This window comes from Rhodococcus sp. AB351, from assembly GCF_049538275.1.
Lineage (GTDB): Bacteria > Actinomycetota > Actinomycetes > Mycobacteriales > Mycobacteriaceae > Rhodococcus.
In genome coordinates, this window is sequence record NZ_JBMVFW010000012.1 from 21,651 (window position 1) to 38,079 (window position 16,429).

The 16,429-nt window shown below is 67.6% G+C and carries 13 protein-coding genes, 1 tRNA gene and 1 pseudogene; 7 read left to right on the forward strand and 8 right to left on the reverse strand.

Annotated features, from left to right (window positions below; translation table 11 throughout):
• Positions 1 to 46: 46 nt before the first annotated feature.
• Together bagA and bagB are read left to right on the forward strand one after the other, a co-directional pair.
• A complete protein-coding gene (gene bagA, locus ACPCXD_RS19030; RefSeq protein ID WP_420714492.1) occupies positions 47 to 1,063 on the forward strand; it encodes an ATPase BagA in 1,017 nt (338 codons plus the stop codon).
• The gene (bagB, locus tag ACPCXD_RS19035) at positions 1,060 to 2,190 is read left to right on the forward strand and encodes an ATPase BagB (RefSeq protein WP_016693224.1); all 1,131 of its coding nucleotides are present in this window, start codon (positions 1,060 to 1,062) and stop codon (positions 2,188 to 2,190) included. The genes bagA and bagB overlap by 4 nt, the downstream gene beginning before the upstream one ends.
• A gap of 49 nt (positions 2,191 to 2,239) precedes the next feature.
• Here bagB and ACPCXD_RS19040 read toward each other — a convergent pair whose 3' ends face one another.
• Positions 2,240 to 2,563 (reverse strand): WhiB family transcriptional regulator, encoded by a 324-nt coding sequence (locus tag ACPCXD_RS19040; protein ID WP_006552432.1) that lies wholly within the window; start codon positions 2,561 to 2,563, stop codon positions 2,240 to 2,242.
• Between the two features lie 293 nt (positions 2,564 to 2,856).
• Between ACPCXD_RS19040 and ACPCXD_RS19045 the strand changes: the two genes are divergently transcribed.
• Entirely contained in the window at positions 2,857 to 5,283 is a 2,427-nt protein-coding gene (locus tag ACPCXD_RS19045; protein WP_026061357.1) for a penicillin-binding protein, read from the forward strand.
• A 79-nt stretch (positions 5,284 to 5,362) separates the two neighbouring features.
• On the opposite strand, the gene ACPCXD_RS19050 is transcribed toward ACPCXD_RS19045, so the two are convergent.
• Positions 5,363 to 5,839, reverse strand: a complete 477-nt coding sequence (locus ACPCXD_RS19050; protein ID WP_016693221.1) for a GatB/YqeY domain-containing protein — start codon at positions 5,837 to 5,839, stop codon at positions 5,363 to 5,365.
• 66 nt (positions 5,840 to 5,905) lie between these two features.
• Between ACPCXD_RS19050 and ACPCXD_RS19055 the strand changes: the two genes are divergently transcribed.
• Positions 5,906 to 6,859 (forward strand): metallophosphoesterase, encoded by a 954-nt coding sequence (locus ACPCXD_RS19055; protein WP_059383099.1) that lies wholly within the window; start codon positions 5,906 to 5,908, stop codon positions 6,857 to 6,859.
• Between the two features lie 54 nt (positions 6,860 to 6,913).
• Positions 6,914 to 6,987 (forward strand) — tRNA-Pro (locus tag ACPCXD_RS19060).
• Positions 6,988 to 7,051: 64 nt separating this feature from the next.
• Here the strand turns inward: ACPCXD_RS19060 and ACPCXD_RS19065 are convergent.
• Entirely contained in the window at positions 7,052 to 8,545 is a 1,494-nt protein-coding gene (locus ACPCXD_RS19065) for an amino acid permease (RefSeq protein ID WP_088898801.1), read from the reverse strand.
• Positions 8,546 to 8,919: 374 nt separating this feature from the next.
• Between ACPCXD_RS19065 and ACPCXD_RS19070 the strand changes: the two are divergent.
• Positions 8,920 to 9,441, forward strand: a pseudogene (locus ACPCXD_RS19070) (YdcF family protein).
• A 9-nt stretch (positions 9,442 to 9,450) separates the two neighbouring features.
• Here the strand turns inward: ACPCXD_RS19070 and ACPCXD_RS19075 are convergent.
• The 5 genes from ACPCXD_RS19075 to ACPCXD_RS19095 form a co-directional block, all read right to left on the reverse strand.
• Positions 9,451 to 11,199 carry a cholesterol oxidase substrate-binding domain-containing protein gene (locus ACPCXD_RS19075; RefSeq protein WP_160876056.1) on the reverse strand — a complete coding sequence of 583 codons (1,749 nt, stop codon included), beginning with the start codon at positions 11,197 to 11,199 and terminating at the stop codon, positions 9,451 to 9,453.
• A 76-nt stretch (positions 11,200 to 11,275) separates the two neighbouring features.
• Positions 11,276 to 12,109: a metal-dependent hydrolase gene (locus ACPCXD_RS19080; RefSeq protein WP_423660783.1), complete on the reverse strand. Its 834-nt coding sequence runs from the start codon at positions 12,107 to 12,109 to the stop codon at positions 11,276 to 11,278.
• Between the two features lie 330 nt (positions 12,110 to 12,439).
• Positions 12,440 to 13,900, reverse strand: a complete 1,461-nt coding sequence (locus ACPCXD_RS19085; RefSeq protein ID WP_423660785.1) for a catalase — start codon at positions 13,898 to 13,900, stop codon at positions 12,440 to 12,442.
• A 95-nt stretch (positions 13,901 to 13,995) separates the two neighbouring features.
• Positions 13,996 to 14,430, reverse strand: a complete 435-nt coding sequence (locus ACPCXD_RS19090) for a Fur family transcriptional regulator (protein ID WP_024102806.1) — start codon at positions 14,428 to 14,430, stop codon at positions 13,996 to 13,998.
• Positions 14,431 to 14,517: 87 nt separating this feature from the next.
• Positions 14,518 to 15,369 carry an SDR family NAD(P)-dependent oxidoreductase gene (locus tag ACPCXD_RS19095; protein ID WP_423660787.1) on the reverse strand — a complete coding sequence of 284 codons (852 nt, stop codon included), beginning with the start codon at positions 15,367 to 15,369 and terminating at the stop codon, positions 14,518 to 14,520.
• Between the two features lie 186 nt (positions 15,370 to 15,555).
• Here ACPCXD_RS19095 and ACPCXD_RS19100 point away from each other — a divergent pair, with 186 nt between their 5' ends.
• The gene (locus tag ACPCXD_RS19100) at positions 15,556 to 16,428 is read left to right on the forward strand and encodes a helix-turn-helix transcriptional regulator (protein ID WP_229566868.1); all 873 of its coding nucleotides are present in this window, start codon (positions 15,556 to 15,558) and stop codon (positions 16,426 to 16,428) included.
• Position 16,429: the final 1 nt, after the last annotated feature.

The window sequence follows — 16,429 nt, forward strand, 5'->3', positions numbered from 1 at the left end:
TGACCCTATCCGGCACCGTTCACCGTCCACGACTTATAGGCTCGTGATCGTGGCATCTCCGACATCACATTCCGGCGAATGGCCGGCAGGCGCCGCCGAGGCGCGATTGCACTTCGTGTCCGGCAAGGGTGGCACCGGGAAGTCCACCGTGGCCGCAGCGCTCGCGCTGGCGCTCGCCGCCGGAGGTCGCAAGGTCCTGCTCGTCGAGACCGAGGGACGTCAGGGCATCGCGCAGCTGTTCGACGTGCCGCCGCTCCCGCCGGTCGAGACGAAGATCGCGACCGCGCCGGGTGGCGGTGAGGTGTCGGCTCTCGCGATCGACATCGAGGCGGCCTTCCTCGAATACCTCGACATGTTCTACAACCTCGGATTCGCAGGTCGCGCGATGCGGCGGATGGGCGCGATCGAGTTCGTGACCACGCTCGCGCCGGGTCTGCGCGACGTGATCCTCACCGGCAAGATCAAGGAGACCGTGGTGCGGACCGACGCGACGGGCACCCCTGTCTACGACGCGGTCGTCGTCGATTCCCCGCCCACCGGCCGCATCGGCAGCTTCCTCGATGTCACCAAGGCCATGGCCGACCTCGCGAAGTCCGGTCCGATCCGGTCGCAGAGCGAGGGCGTGGTCCGGCTGCTGCACTCCGATCAGACCGTCGTCCACCTGGTGACCCTGCTCGAGGCACTGCCCGTGCAGGAGACGGCCGACGCGGTGGAGGAACTCGAGGCCGCCGATCTCCGGATGGGCACGGTGATCGTCAACCGCACCGCCCCCGAACACCTGCCCGAGGAACTCGTCGACGACGTCGCCGCCGGCCGCATCGCCGGGCCCGCGATCCGGACGACCCTGGAGAAGGTGTCCGTCAAGCTCTCCGACGACGATTTCGCCGGCCTGCTGACCGAGACCATCGAGCACGCCGCGGTACTCCAGGCGCAACAGGTGAGCGCCGCTCAACTCGACGAAGTGAAGGTGGCACGCATGTCCCTACCGGCCCTCGCCGACGGTGTCGATCTCGGTGGCCTCTACGAACTCGCCGACGCCCTCGCCGAGCAGGGTGTCCGATGAGCGCACCGATCCGGAAGGTCCTCGACGTCGCCCGCATCCTGGACGACCGCTCGTCCCGGGTGATCGTGTGCTGCGGGTCGGGCGGTGTCGGCAAGACGACCACCGCCGCGGCGCTCGCGTTGCGCGCGGCCGAGCGGGGCCGCAGCGTCGTGGTGCTCACGATCGACCCTGCGCGGCGACTGGCACAGGCCCTCGGGGTCGCCTCGCTCGACAATTCACCGCAGAAGGTGGAGCTCGGGCCGGAGGCGAAGGGCGAGCTGCACGCGATGATGCTCAACATGCGTCGCACCTTCGACGACATGGTGCTCGAGCACTCGACGCCGGAGAAGGCGCAGCAGATCCTCGACAACCCCTTCTATCAGACCGTGGCGTCGTCGTTCTCCGGCACGCAGGAGTACATGGCGATGGAGAAGCTCGGTCAGCTCGCGCAGAGCGACGAGTGGGATCTCATCATCGTCGACACCCCGCCGTCCCGGAACGCACTCGACTTCCTCGACGCTCCCCAGCGGCTCGGGGCGTTCCTCGACGGCCGGATGATCCGGATCTTCACGGCACCCGGACGTGGCTTCGGCCGCCTGGTGACGGGCGCGATGGGGCTCGCGCTCAAGGCGGTCTCGACGATCGTCGGGAGCCAGATGCTGTCGGACGCGTCGGCCTTCGTGCAGTCGCTGGACTCGATGTTCGGGGGTTTCCGCGAGCGCGCCAACCGCACCTACCGGTTGCTGCAGCAGCCGGGAACCCACTTCATGGTGGTCGCGGCACCCGAACCCGATGCCCTGCGCGAGGCGTCGTTCTTCGTCGAGCGACTCTCGGGCGATCGCATGCCGCTGTCGGGCCTGGTGCTCAACCGCACCCATCCGACACTGTCGGCGCTGCCGTCCGATCACGCCCTCACCGCAGCGGATCAGCTCGCCGAGGAGGAAGGCGTGGACGCGAAGGCCGCTGAGGCCGTTCTCCGCATCCACGCGCACCGGGCGGTGATCGCCAAGCGGGAGCTGCGGTTGCTACGCAACTTCACCGCGGCGAACCCTGCCGTCCCCGTGGTCGGGGTGCCCTCGCTGCCCTTCGAGGTCTCGGATCTCGAGGCGCTGCGGGCGGTGGGCGAGCAATTGACCCGCGAGGCGTGATGTCTCGCGGGTCATGATCTCGGCGGTTCGTGTACCGGTGAGGTGGTGACTAGACCGCGCTCTGGTGCTGTCGCTGCGCCTGGAAGAAATCGGCCCAGGACTCGACCTCGGGATGCTGCTTGAGGAGAGCACGACGCTGCCGCTCCGTCATGCCTCCCCACACGCCGAACTCGACACGGTTGTCGAGGGCGTCCGCCCCGCACTCGAGCATCACCGGGCAGTGCCGGCAGATCACCGCAGCCTTGCGCTGCGCTGCGCCACGCACGAACAGTTCATCGGGATCGACTTCGCGGCAGCGAGCCTTGGAGACCCAAGCGATGCGCGCTTCGGCCTGGTCGACGTCGAGTCGGGTCGTCGGGGTGGTCATGTGCATTCAGTTGCCCCTTTACTTTCCGAACGCCGGTTCGCGGTGTTCGAGGTCTGCGCCGTCCGTGTGCCGCGACGGCGCGAAACCTGCCCGTCAAGGTGTTATCTGCGTCACACTGATGTCTCAATCTAGGTAAACTGATGCCCACGCGCAAGGCGAACGAAACCTTTTCTGGTACGTACGTACAAAGTTGCACGTCGGAGGCGTTTTCACAGCGCCCGTCGTGCCACGCCCGCTCCCTGGAAACCGCCGGCCGGTCCCCCGCCACGTAGTGTGTAGGCGTGTCGATCCGAAGAACGGTGGCGAAGCTCGCTGGTTGCACGGCCCTCGGCGGCGTTCTCGTAGCAGGGATGCTCTTCCCGGCCGCGGGTGGATTCGGGTACGTCTCGAACCGCGCCGCGGACACCGTCGACAACAGTTCCGCAGAGCTCGTCGAAGGTGTCGTCCCAGCCGTGACGACCATGGTCGACAAGGCGGGTGAGCCGATCGCGTGGCTCTACGACCAGCGTCGCTTCGAGGTGCCCAGCGACCAGATCTCGAACGAGATGAAACTGGCGATCGTCTCGATCGAGGACAAGCGGTTCCCCGAGCACCAGGGCGTCGACTGGCAGGGCACCATCCGCGCGTTCCTCACCAACACCACGAGCGGTCAGGTCGAGCAGGGCGCCTCCACGATCGACCAGCAGTACGTCAAGAACTACCTGCTGCACGTGATCGCGAAGACCGACGCCGAACGCCGCGCGGCGATCGAGACGACGCCGGCCCGCAAGATCCGTGAGATCCGCATGGCGCTGACCCTCGACGATCAGCTCACCAAGGACGAGATCCTCACCCGCTATCTGAACCTCGTCCCCTTCGGCAACGGTTCGTTCGGCATCCAGGACGCCGCCCAGACCTACTTCGGCATCGACGCGAAGGACCTGAACATCCCGCAGGCCGCGATGCTCGCGGGCATGGTGCAGTCCAGCTCGGCGCTGAACCCGTACACCAATCCCGACGGCGTACTCACCCGTCGCAACATCGTGCTCGACACGATGATCGACAACATCCCCGAGCGCGCCGACGAGATCCGCGCCGCGAAGGAACTGCCGCTCGGCGTGCTGCCCGAGCCCAACACGCTCCCCCGCGGCTGCATCGCCGCCGACGACCGCGGCTACTTCTGCGAGTACGCGCTGCAGTACCTCGAGAACTCCGGACTGTCGCGCGAGCAGATCGACCGGGGCGGATATCTCATCCGCACGACCCTCGACCCCGAGGTCCAGAACTCCGTCAAGGAATCGCTCGACCGGTTCACCAGCCCCACCGTCGACGACGTGGCCTCGGTGATGAACGTGATCGAGCCGGGCCAGGATTCGCACAAGGTCCTCGCCATGGGGTCGAGCCGCAAGTTCGGCCTCGACGCCGAGGCCAAGGAGACGGTCCAGCCGCAGCCCTACTCGCTGGCCGGTCACGGCGCCGGGTCGATCTTCAAGATATTCACCGTCGCCGCCGCCATGGAACAGGGCCTGGGCACCTCGGCCGTGCTCGACGTCCCGTCCCGCTACAACGCCCGCGGTCTGGGCGACGGCGGCGCCCGCGGCTGCCCGGCCAACTACTACTGCGTCGAGAACGCCGCACCGTATCCGTCGCGACTGTCGGTGACCGACGCGCTGGCACAGTCGCCGAACACGGCGTTCGTCAAGCTCATCGAGGCCACCGGCGTCGACGCGGCCGTCGACATGTCGGTGCGCCTGGGTCTGCGTTCGTACCTGCAGCCGCGCACCTCCGGCTTCGGCGACCAGTCGATGGCCGAGATGCAGAAGGACCAGCACCTCGGCTCGTACACGCTCGGCCCGACGTGGATCAACGCGCTCGAACTGTCGAACGTCGCGGCGACCCTCGCCTCGCACGGCAAGTGGTGCCCGCCCAGCCCGATCGAGGAGGTCTTCGACCGCGAGGGCAAGCCCGTACCGATCACGCAGCAGGCCTGCGAGCAGGTGGTCGAGCCCGGCCTCGCCGACACCCTCGCCACGGCGATGAGCAAGGACACCGCCGCCGGCGGTACCGCCTCGGGTGCCGCGGGATCGGTGGGCTGGAACCTGCCGGTCGCGGCGAAGACCGGTACGACGGAATCGCACATGTCGTCGGCCTTCCTCGGCTTCACCAACCGGTTCGCCGGTGTGGTCTACACCTACGGCGACTCCCCCACCCCCGGCCAGATCTGCTCGGGTCCGGTCCGCCCCTGCTACGACGGCAACCTCTTCGGCGGTACCGAACCGGCGCGGACATGGTTCTCGGCGATGCTGCCGGTGGCGAACAAGTTCGGCTCCATCGAACTGCCCGCCCCCGATCCCCGGTACGTCCGCGGCGCGGGCAACGCCCAGGTTCCGGACGTGACGGGCCTGTCGAAGGACCGCGCGGTCCAGCGACTGCAGGACGCCGGATTCTCGGTCTCGGAGGCGACGATCGCCGGTGAGGAACGCGCCGGAACGGTGACGGGTACGTCCCCGAGCGGCTCGGCCGTCCCGGGATCGACGGTCACACTGTTCATCAGCGACGGATCGGTCCGCGTGGCTCCCACCACAAGCGCCACCCCGGCCCGCCCGCGCGACCGCGAGGTGCCCGACACGACCCGCCGATCGACGCCCGCGCCCATCCCGGGACGTGAGCTCGAGCAGAGCGAGTCGAGTCCGCCGGCGGAGGAGGACTCCACTCCCACGACGACACCGAGCCGCCCCGACAACTGAGCCGCAGGGCTTCCACGGCCGTGCAGTTCTCGTCGCCCCGTCCTCGTGACGGTCGACCAGAACTGCGCGGCCGTTTCGGTTACAGGCGTGAACGCACGGCCGCGGACAGGCGCTTGCCGTCGGCCTTCCCTGCCGCGATCTCGGTGGCGGCCTTCATCACCTGGCCCATGTTCTTCGGACCCGGACGCGCGCCGATCTCCTCCGCGACGCGCGCGAGGGCGGTGTCGACGACATCGACGAGCTCGGCATCGGTCAGCGGGGTGGGCAGATACTCGTCGATGATGCGCGCTTCGGCGTGCTCCTTGGCCGCGAGCTCACCGCGGCCGTTCTCGGTGTAGACCTCGGCGGCCTCGCCACGCTTCTTCGACTCCTTCGCGAGGACCTTGAGCACCTCGTCGTCGGACAGCTCACGCGCCTCCTTGCCGGACACCGCCTCGTTCCGGACCGCCGCGAGCAGCATCCGGAGGGTCTCGGTCCGCAGTTTGTCCTTGTCCTTCATCGCTGCGGTCAGGTCCGTCCGCAGCCTGGATTCGAGGGAGGATGTGGTGTCGCTCATGCCGGAAACGCTACGCGGGGCAGGCGAACCACGTGCGAGGACCACGCACGGCGGTACGCTGGAGAAGTGCCTGACCTGTCTGCAATTCGCCGCGTAACCCTCGGTGCTGCCGGCGCCGCCGCTCTCGGCCTCGGTTACGCCACGTTGATCGAACGGAACGCGTTCACCCTTCGCGAGGTCACGGTGCCGGTGCTCGCGCCCGGCGCGTCGACACTGCGGGTCCTGCACATCAGCGACCTGCACATGACTCCCAACCAGAAGCTGAAACAGAACTGGTTGCGCGAGCTCGACGGCCTCGAGCCCGATCTCGTCGTGAACACGGGCGACAACTTGTCGCATCCGAAGGCCGTTCCGGCCGTCGTCCAGGCGCTCGGCGGACTCCTCGCCCGCCCGGGTCTGTTCGTCTTCGGGAGCAACGACTACTTCGCTCCCGTGCTGAAGAACCCGCTCGCCTACTTCGACAAGGACCACGACCGCGTCTACGGTCCTCCGCTCCCGTGGGGCGACCTGCGTGCGGCGTTCACCGAACGTGGCTGGCAGGACATGACGCACGTGCGCCGTGACATCGAGGTCGGCGGCGTACGCATCGCCGTCGGTGGTGTCGACGACCCGCATCTCGACCGCGACCGGTACGAGACGATCGCCGGTGCGGCCGATCCCTCGGCCGATCTGCGACTGGGCATGACGCACTCCCCCGAGCCTCGGGTGCTCGATCGCTTCGCCGAGGACGGCTACGACCTCGTCCTCGCCGGCCACACCCACGGCGGCCAGCTGTGCCTGCCGTTCTACGGCGCGCTGGTGACCAACTGCGGGATCGACCGGTCGCGGGTGAAGGGCGCGTCGCGCTGGGGTGCCCACATGCGACTGCACGTCTCCGCGGGCATCGGCACGTCGCCGTTCGCTCCCGCTCGGTTCTTCTGCCGTCCGGAGGCCACTCTGCTGACCCTCGTTCCGGCCTCGCGCGACACCGCGCAGCAGGCCAGCGGCGATGCGGCAGAGCGCGCCGGGTTACGTCGCTGACCAGCCGATTTAATCTTCTGCGGCCTCGTGTTGTAAGCTGACCGAGGTTCAATACGGGGTGTGGCGCAGCTTGGTAGCGCGCTTCGTTCGGGACGAAGAGGTCGTGGGTTCGAATCCCGCCACCCCGACTCGTGGAAGAACTCGTCAGGGCACTTTCTCCTCGCGGAGAAAGTGCCCTGATTGCTTTCCCGACTACGTTTCCGGGCCGGCCCGAACCCGGGATGGGGTCGCGAGGACGGAGTGGTTCCGGCTGTAGGCGAAGTAGATGATCAGGCCGAGGAGCATCCATGCCACGAACCGCAACCATGTCTCGACGGACAGATTCACCATGAGCCACACACAGGCGATCACCGCAAGGATGGGCACCAGAGGTACCAGCGGCACCCGGAACCCGCGTTCGAGGTCCGGTCGCGTGCGCCGCAACACGATCACGCCGATCGACACGAGTACGAACGCGAAGAGTGTGCCGATGTTGACCATCTCCTCGAGAGTGCCGAGCGGCACGAGCCCCGCGAGTACTGCGACGATCACCGCCACGAGCACCGTCGTGCGTACCGGAGTTCCATGGCTGCCCGTGTGGGAGAGCCCGCGTGGCATGAGTCCGTCCCGTGCCATCGCGAACAGCACCCTCGTCTGACCCAGCATCAGCACCATCACGACCGTGGTCAGACCCGCGAGGGCGCCGATCGAGATCAGGTTCTTGGCCCAGTCCATCCCGTTGAGTGCGAAGGCCGTCGCCAGTGTCGACTCGTCCCCTTCGAGCTCGGTGTAGTCGACCATGCCGGTGAGGACGAGGCTGACGGCCACGTACAGCACCGTCACGATCGCGAGCGAGCCGAGGATGCCGATCGGCACCGCCTTCTGCGGGTTGCGCGTTTCCTCGGCCGTGGTGGCGACGACGTCGAATCCGATGAACGCGAAGAACACCAGGCTGGCTGCGGCCAACAACCCGTACCAGCCGAAGGTGCTGCCGCCTGCCCCGGTCGCGAACGAGAACAACGACTGGTGCAACCCCTCACCTGTGTCGCCGGCTTCCGAGGGCGGGACGAACGGCGAATAGTTCTCGGTCTCGATGTAGAAGGCGCCGAGAACCACCACGAACACCACCACTGCGATCTTGATCGACGTGATGACCAGTGAGACCCGGGACGAGAGTTTGGTTCCCGTGGCGAGCAGCACGCCGATCACCGCGACGATCAGGATCGCACCCCAGTCGATCTTCACCGGTCCGATCATGACGCTCGACGACACGGCCACGACCTCGTGGAGGTAGAGCGACCACCCCTTCGCCACCACCGCTGCGGCGAGGGCGAACTCGAGGATGAGATCCCATCCGATGATCCACGCGACGAACTCTCCGAAGGTCGCGAACGAGTAGGTGTAGGCACTGCCGGCGACAGGCACGGTCGAGGCGAACTCGGCGTAGCAGAGGGCTGCGAGCGCGCACGCGATCGCAGCGAACACGAAGGCCAGGGACACCGACGGACCGGCGACGTTACCCGCGGTGCGGGCGGTGAGCGTGAAGATGCCGGCGCCGATGACGACTGCGACGCCGAACACGATGAGATCCCAGGCGGTCAGGTCCTTGCGCAATTTCGAATCCGGTTCGTCCGTGTCACGGATGGACTGCTCCACCGACTTGGCACGCAGGAGTCCGGTCCTCGGGGTCCTACCGATCCGAGTCATCGCGATCCTCTCCCCGGAGGGGAACCCCATCGCTTCGGGCACGACCCGAGGTTGCGAGCTGTTCTGCCGCAGGGCGTAAGAGCAGAATAGGCCGCCATCCGCTCCTGGAACGGTGCTTCTGTGCAGGGAAAAGCGGATGCCGTGCCCGCGCAAAAGATTCTTCAAGTTTGTTTTAGGCACGAAAAACAGACTTATACGCCCTAAACTGAAACGCGGCACCGCACTCGCGAGACGCTCCGACTCCGGTCGGGGGGAACGGAAAACAGCGGATGACGCGACGACACAGGGCCTCCCGGCAGGACGCGCCGGAGAACTCCGGAGGTTCCACACTCACCAGGCCACGGCCCCGGCGACGACGGTGGTTCGCCGTCCTCGTGCTCGTGGCGTGCGCATTCATCGCTGCGGGAGTGCCCGTCTACGTGGCTCCGCAGATCGAGATCGAGAACCTGAGCCCGTACCGCCGCGCGGATGCGATCTTCGTCCTCGGCGGTGCGATCTACGAGCGTTATCCGTACGCCCTCGAACTCGCACTCGAAGGCTTCGCACCCGAGGTCGTGGTCTCGAATCCCAACGGCACGAAGGACGTCTGGTTGACGGACCTGTGCGACCACCCGCGTTACGAATTCCCCGTCACGTGCTTCGAGCCGGAGCCGGCGACCACACGCGGTGAAGCGATGGAACTGCGTCGCCTCGCGGAGCAGCGCGGCGGGGAGAGCGTCATCGTCGTGACGTTCGTGCCGCACGTCTCCCGCGCGCGCTTCATCCTCGACCGATGCTTCGACGGCGAGCTCATCATGGCCGCCAGCCCCGCCGACATCGCCCTGTCGTACTGAGCGTGGGCCTACGCCTATCAGACCGCCGGCTACATGCGGGCCTTCTCGCACACGGGGTGCTGAGACGGGACGTCAGGGCAGCAGGCGGTCGAGGAACCGGTTGCTGAACACCCGATGCGGGTCGTACTGCTCGAAGGCTGCGAGCGCGGCGTCCCAACCCTGCCCGGACGGCAACCCGGTGCGGTACATGGCCGGCACCGTCTCCCCGAGGAAACCGGGGTCGCGGTAGCCGCCCTGGTCGTCGAACGCCCAGCCCTTCGACCACTCGGAACGGAAGGTCGCGTAGTCGCCCGAGTAGTGGGCGGCCATCCACTGCTCCATCTCGCGGAAGAAGGCCGGCATCCCTGCCGTTCCGGGGATGGAGACCACGTTCATCCAGATCGCGGTGTCCCAGTCGGGGCGGTCGGGGCGGGGTCGCACCGGCGACAGGTCCGGCACACCGGCAGCGTCGACGAGCACCTCGTCGGCGTCGTCGACCTTGCACAGACGCACCTCGAACGGCATGTTCACGGGGTACTGGCCGAGCGAGGCGTAGTGCGTCATCCGCTCGTGCAGCCACGTCGTGAACTCGTTGATGACGCGGGCGATGTTGTCGCGTCTCGTCACGACGACACCGCCGCCGGCGACCACGCGCAGGGTCGCGGCGCGCAGGTAGAACAGCAGGTCCTTGGACCAGCCCCACAGATCGTTCGTGCCGGTCGCTGCGAGTCCCGCTGCCACCGCACCGAACTGCGACGCACCGAAGGCCGGTGTGACGCCCTGGGCGCCGCGCACGACCTGGCCGAGCAGGTCGGTGAGTTCCTCGGGCAGGCTGTCCGAGAAGTAGTAGTTGTAGGGGCCCTGCACCTCACGGGAGGCGGCGGGCTTCTCCGGGGAGACCGACCAGATCTTGAGCCAGGGTGTCTCGGTGAAGGGGAACCAGATCGCCTCGACCCGCCCGTGTTCCTCGACGTAGCGCTCGAAGGTGCGCCCCGGCGAGCCGGGCGGGGCGAACAGTTCGCGCCACGGGATGTCGGTGAAGCTCTGGCAGCGCACCCGGTAGTTCGCTCCGGCCTGCAGTGTCACGGAGGTGACGAAGGTGCGTCCGAGGTGGGCGAGCAGGGGTCCGATCTCCGGGTCGGCGCGGCGGAACTCGCGGAGTTCGTAGGCACCGGTCGACGGATTCCACACCACGGCGGTCAGCGCCAGGACGAGATTGGACAGGGAGCCGAACGACTGGCCGGGGATCACCGTCTCCCCCGCTGCCGGATAGGTGGCGCCGTGGGCACCGATCGACAGTGCCCCCGCGATGGAGATGTCGCCGATGGCCGGCGAGTTGGCCCACCCCAGTCCGTTCGCTTCGAGCGCGGTGAGGATCGCTTCGATGCTCGCGCCACCGCCGGCGGTCACGCGCGCAGGTGCGGCGCCCGCGTCGACGACGACCTGGTTGAGCTGCGACATGGTGTCGACCAGCACGACGTTCTCGATGTCCTGCCCGGCCTCGAGGGTGAGCGGACTCCAGCTGTGCATCGATCCGCGGGGACGGATCCGGAAGCCGTGGGCGTGTGCCCAGTTCGCGAGGCGGACGACGTCGTCGGCGGTGCGCGCGGTCGCGGTCCACACCGCGTCGAACTGGATGGTCTTCGCCCAGTTGACGAACTGTTGCTGCGAGAGCGGGATGTCGGCCGGGAAGTCCGGCGGCGCCGGGATCGTGGCAGCCGGGTCGCCGAGCGGTACCGCACCCGCGAGCGTCCATCCCGTGCCTGCAAGGACGGCCGCTCCTGCGGCTGCTCCGAGAAGACCTCGACGACTGAGTGTGGGACCAGAGGCTCGAGCGCTCACGAGGGCGGGTTCCGTTCTGTTCTGCGGGCACGGACTCCGCAAAAATAGAACAAGTTCTCTTTATTCTCCAGTACCGCTACCGGTGTGCGGCACCCTCGCTCCAGAACGACAGGCCCGACGCCTCCAATGTGCCGAGGATGTGTTCGGGTGCGCCGTCGACCGACCAGACGGCCATCGCGACCGCCGCCACGGTGAGGGCCGGACCGAGGATGCCGAGTTCGAACGGGCCACCCGCACGGATGGACAACACCGACGGCAGCTTGATCTCCCACCAGCGCGACCCGCGCCAGGGAACGAACGGCGCGAGGAAGGGGATGCCCTCCTTGGTGATGGCGTCGCCGAGGCAGTGTGTCGCGCATCCGAGGGCCACCGCGACCCCCAGGCCCGTGGACGCGACCTCCTGCGGGAACCACGTCCACGACAGGATCGACAGCACTGCCGCGCTCAGGGTGACGACCACCCACCCGCGCTTCTTCGCCCACGACCCGAACAACCCGCGCAGTGCGAGACCGAGAGTGACGAACAGGACCCCGATGATCGCTTCCCTGCCGAAGCTCGCGACGAGCGCCGAGACTCCGGCTCCGAGCAGCGCCGCGAACAGCGCGGTGTGCGTCATGGTGCGGTGCCCGCCGCGCCGCTTCCGGTCGCGACTGCCCTTGGTGAGCGAGTAGTAGCCGAGCGAGACCGCGTCGATGCCCTTGGCGAAGGTCTGGCTCACGGGCCCGAACGACCTCGCGACCGTCGACTGCGCCGTGTCGAGATCCGGAAGCAGGGCCGCCCCCGAACACACCGCCGCGAAGGCGAAGGTCTCCGCGGTGGATGCGGGTGCACCCCAGTCGGGAGGAAGCAGATCGGCGACGACGAGCCCCACCAGCGCCCCGGATACTGCATGGGTAGGACCCATCACCATGTCGGACAACACCTTTCGACGAACGAGCGCGAACCCGACCCCGCGTGACGACGCCGGCCCGGATCTCCAACCTAACAACCACAGCCGACACAGCTGTCACACGCGTGTTCGAACAGCCGATATGTTCGGCAGACGCCGGCAGGGCCGTCCACCGGAGAGGTGGACGGCCCTGCCGTCTGTGCCGGATTCCTCGTTTGCGAGGAAGATGGAGTTGTTGCCGTCGGATAGAGGGAGAGCGACATGGACACCACGCTGATCGTGCTGGCGCTGGCAGCCCTGATCTACTGGTGGGGACTGCTCTGATCCCGCCGCATCTCCCCCGGTGACGGGTCAGGCTCCGGCGCGCACGCCCGTCTCGACCCGCTTGCCGAGTTCCTCGTCGACGTTGCGCCAGTACTCGAAGATCCGCTCGTAGAGCGCCTCCGAGGTACCGCCGAGGACGTGCCCGACGATGTTGTTCACGAGGCGTTCGCGTGCTGCGTCGTCCATCACCTCGCGGACGAGGGTGCCCGCCTGACCGAAGTCGTCGTCCTCGGGGTGCTGCACGTATCCCGCACGCACGGCCTCGGTTCCGAAGTTCCACAGACCTTCGTCACCGGCCCGCTCGGGATCGGCATGCGGACCACCGAAGCTGTTCGGCGCGTAGACCGGGGTCTGCGGATCGTTGAAGGTGTAGGCCATGTTGCCCTCCTTGCTGTAGGAGTCGACACGGGCGGCCTTCGCGGAGTTCACCGGCAGCTGTGCGTGGTTGACACCGATGCGGTAGCGGTGGGCGTCGGCGTAGGAGAACACGCGGCCGAGCAGCATCTTGTCGGGCGAGAATCCGATGCCCGGCACGACGTTCGACGGGGCGAACGCGGCCTGCTCGATCTCCGCGAAGAAGTTGCGCGGGTTGCGGTTCAAGGTCATGGTGCCGACCTTGATCAGGGGGTAGTCCTTCTGCGACCACACCTTGGTCAGGTCGAACGGGTTGAACCGGTAGTTCTCCGCCTCCGCGACCGGCATGATCTGCACGTGGAGCGTCCAGCTCGGGAACTCGCCGCGCTCGATCGCCGTGTAGAGGTCGGCGCGGTGGTAGTCGGGATCCGAGCCGGCGAGGCGGTCGGCCTCGTCCTGGGTGAGGAACTCGATGCCCTGGTCGGTCTTGAAGTGGTACTTCACCCAGAAGCGCTCACCGTCGGCGTTGCTCCACTGGTAGGTGTGCGAACCGAAGCCGTCCATGTGGCGCCACGTGCGCGGCAGGCCACGGTCACCCATCAGCCAGGTGACCTGGTGTGCGGTCTCGGGGCGCAGGGTCCAGAAGTCCCACTGCATCGTGTGGTCGCGCAGGCCGGAGCCGGGCAGACGCTTCTGCGAGTGGATGAAGTCGGGGAACTTGATCGGGTCCTTGATGAAGAAGATCGGCGTGTTGTTGCCGACCAGGTCGTAGTTCCCGTCCTCGGTGTAGAACTTCAGAGCGAAACCGCGCGGGTCGCGCCAGGTGTCGGGGCTGCCCTGTTCACCGGCGACCGTCGAGAAGCGTGCCAGCATCTCGGTTTTCGCGCCCGGCTGGAACAGCTTGGCCTTCGTGTAGGCGGAGACGTCCTCGGTGACGACGAGCTCACCGAACGCGCCGGCGCCCTTGGCGTGCACGACGCGCTCGGGCACCCGCTCGCGGTTGAAGTGCGCGAGCTTCTCGACCAGGTAGTGGTCGTGGAGCAGGATCGGGCCCTGGGTGCCGGCGGTCAGCGACTCGTTGTCGCTGGCGACGGGGATACCGACGTTGTTCGTGGTGTAACGGGCATTCGTCATGGTGACCTCCGAATACGGGTGTTCCGGGTCTCGGGACACGAAGCCGGTGGTTCGGCCCCGCGGAGGGGCCGGACCACCGGTGAAGCGAGTGGGCGCTAGTCGGCGCGGCAATCGGGGCACAGGCCCCAGAAGGTGACCTCTGCTTCGTCGATGACGAAGCCGTGGTCGTCGGACGGCGTCAGGCAGGGTGCGGCCCCGACGACGCAGTCGATGTCGACGACCGTGCCGCATGCGCGGCACACGAGGTGGTGGTGGTTGTCGCCGATGCGGGTCTCGTACCGTGCGGGTGATCCGGCCGGTTCGATCCGGCGGAGCAACCCGTTCCCCACGCATGCCTTGAGTACGTCGTACACGGCCTGCGTCGACACCGAGCCGAGTTCGTCGCGCACGTGGGCGGCGATTCCGTCCGCATCGGAATGCGGATGCTCGGCAACGGTTCTCAGTACGGCAACGCGGGGAGCGGTCACCCGCAGACCCACGGAGCGCAGTTGCTCCTTGGGGTCGAAGTGATGCTCGTGTCCTTGTTGCATGACACCAAGTATGCCCCTTTTCTGGAATAAGTCAAGAAAAGGATCGGTGCGGTGCCCGTCACGCCCCACTTCGGGTCTCCGATCGGATCAGAGGTCGGTGTGGTCGGTGCCCGCCAGCGCCCGGGATGCGTCGATGTCCGCCTGCAGGGCCTTCACCCGCGCCTCGGCGAACGAGAGCGAGTCCGAACCGAGGAACTGGTGCAGCGGAGCGGTACCCGAGACGGCGACCTCGATGATCGCGGCCGCGACCTTCACGGGATCTCCGAGCTGGGTCCCGTGCATCGCCCGGTGCGCCTCGGTCGTCTCCCGCACGGCCGGATACTCACCGAGTGTCGAATCGGGAAGTGCGAGCGAGTCGTTCGTCAGGAAATCGGTCCGCACGTATCCCGGCTCGATCAGGTTCACCCCGATACCGAGATCGGCGACCTCCGCGGCGAGCGCTTCCGTCAGGGCCTCGAGCGCGAACTTTCCCGCGCTGTAGAGTCCCCAGCCCGGGAAGGTCGTGAGCCCCAGGATCGACGAGACGTTGACGATGTGCCCGCGACGGTTGCTCCTGAACGCCGGAAGCGCCGCCCGCAGCACGTTCAGCACCCCGAAGATCTGCACGTCGAACATCGCGTGGGCGTCGGCATCGGCGATCTCCTCGACGGCGGAGAGATATCCGTAGCCGGCGTTGTTGACGATGACATCGAGTCCGCCGAAGTGCTCCCGGGTCTGCGCGACGGCCGCGGCGACCTGCTCCTGATCGGTCAGGTCGACCCGGAGCGGAAGGAGCCGGCCGGTACCGATGTAGTCGAGGGCGGCGGTCAGACGCTCGACCGAGCGCGTCGTGGCCGCAACGTCGTCGCCGCGCCGGAGGAGCTGAGCGACGATCTCGAGACCGAGACCCCGCGAGGCACCGGTGACGAACCAAGTTGTGGTGGTGGTGGATTCGAGCATGATTCTTGTCCTTTCGAATCTCCGGGGCGGGGTCCGCCGCCGGGGTGATTCCAGAATCCCGCTCGAACATGCCCCGTGGGAGCACACCGTCGGCCCTGCCCGTCCTGGTCTCCGGCAGCCTCGGATCCGGCAACATAGGACTGGGAGGACCAGGCACGATCGCCTTCCGGGAGAGACAATGACCGGGTGGCCGCTCCCAGAAATCACGAACTGGCGGACTTCCTGCGCCGTGCCCGCGCCGCACGCGAACCCGACGACGCCGGGCTGCCGGAGGACGGGCGCGTACGGCGGGTGCCGGGACTGCGGCGCGAAGAAGTCGCCCTGCTCGCCGGGGTGTCCACCGACTACTACACCCGACTCGAGCAGGGCCGTCGGATCGTCCCGTCACGCCAGGTTCTCGACGCGCTCGCGCGGGCCCTGGGTCTGGACGATGCGGGTCGCACCCATCTCGACGACCTGATCGGCGCGTCGACCCGACCCGGCCGACGCAGCCGCGGCGCGGTCCAACGCGTGCGGCCCGGCCTGTACCAACTGCTCGACGGTCTCGACTCGCAGCCCGCGCTGGTCCTCGGCCATCGCACCGACGTGCTCGCCACCAACCGGATGGCGCGGGCGTTGTTCGCCGACTTCGACGCGATGCCACCACGGGAGCGCAACTACGCGCGTTGGATGCTGCTGAGCCCGGAGGCCCGGAACCTGTTCGCCGACTGGGAACAACAGGCCCGGACGGCGGTGGAGAGTCTGCGCCTCGACGTCGGCACGACCCCCGACGACCCGCTGGCGCAACAACTGGTCGGTGAGCTCTCGCTCGCGAGTCCCGAGTTCCGGCACTGGTGGTCCGAGCACCAGGTCCACCGGCGCACGCACGGATCGAAGCACCTGAACCATCCGGTGGTCGGCGAGCTCACCGTGGACTTCGAATCGCTCACCTTCCCCGACGACCCGAACCAGACGTTGTTCCTCTACTCCACCGCGCCCGATTCATCGTCCCGCGAGGCGATGAACCTGCTGGCGTCGTGGGTGCAGCCGGCACCGCGGCGCACCCACGACACCGGCTGAC

Bases quoted from the DNA above. Each gene is read 5' to 3' on its own strand.
- bagB (WP_016693224.1), top strand. From the start codon at position 1,060: ATGAGCGCACCGATCCGGAAGGTCCTCGACGTCGCCCGCATCCTGGAC.
- ACPCXD_RS19040 (WP_006552432.1), bottom strand. From the start codon at position 2,563: ATGCACATGACCACCCCGACGACCCGACTCGACGTCGACCAGGCCGAA.
- ACPCXD_RS19050 (WP_016693221.1), bottom strand. From the start codon at position 5,839: ATGAGCGACACCACATCCTCCCTCGAATCCAGGCTGCGGACGGACCTG.
- ACPCXD_RS19065 (WP_088898801.1), bottom strand. From the start codon at position 8,545: ATGACTCGGATCGGTAGGACCCCGAGGACCGGACTCCTGCGTGCCAAG.
- ACPCXD_RS19080 (WP_423660783.1), bottom strand. From the start codon at position 12,109: ATGGTGATGGGTCCTACCCATGCAGTATCCGGGGCGCTGGTGGGGCTC.
- ACPCXD_RS19085 (WP_423660785.1), bottom strand. From the start codon at position 13,900: ATGACGAATGCCCGTTACACCACGAACAACGTCGGTATCCCCGTCGCC.
- ACPCXD_RS19090 (WP_024102806.1), bottom strand. From the start codon at position 14,430: ATGCAACAAGGACACGAGCATCACTTCGACCCCAAGGAGCAACTGCGC.
- ACPCXD_RS19095 (WP_423660787.1), bottom strand. From the start codon at position 15,369: ATGCTCGAATCCACCACCACCACAACTTGGTTCGTCACCGGTGCCTCG.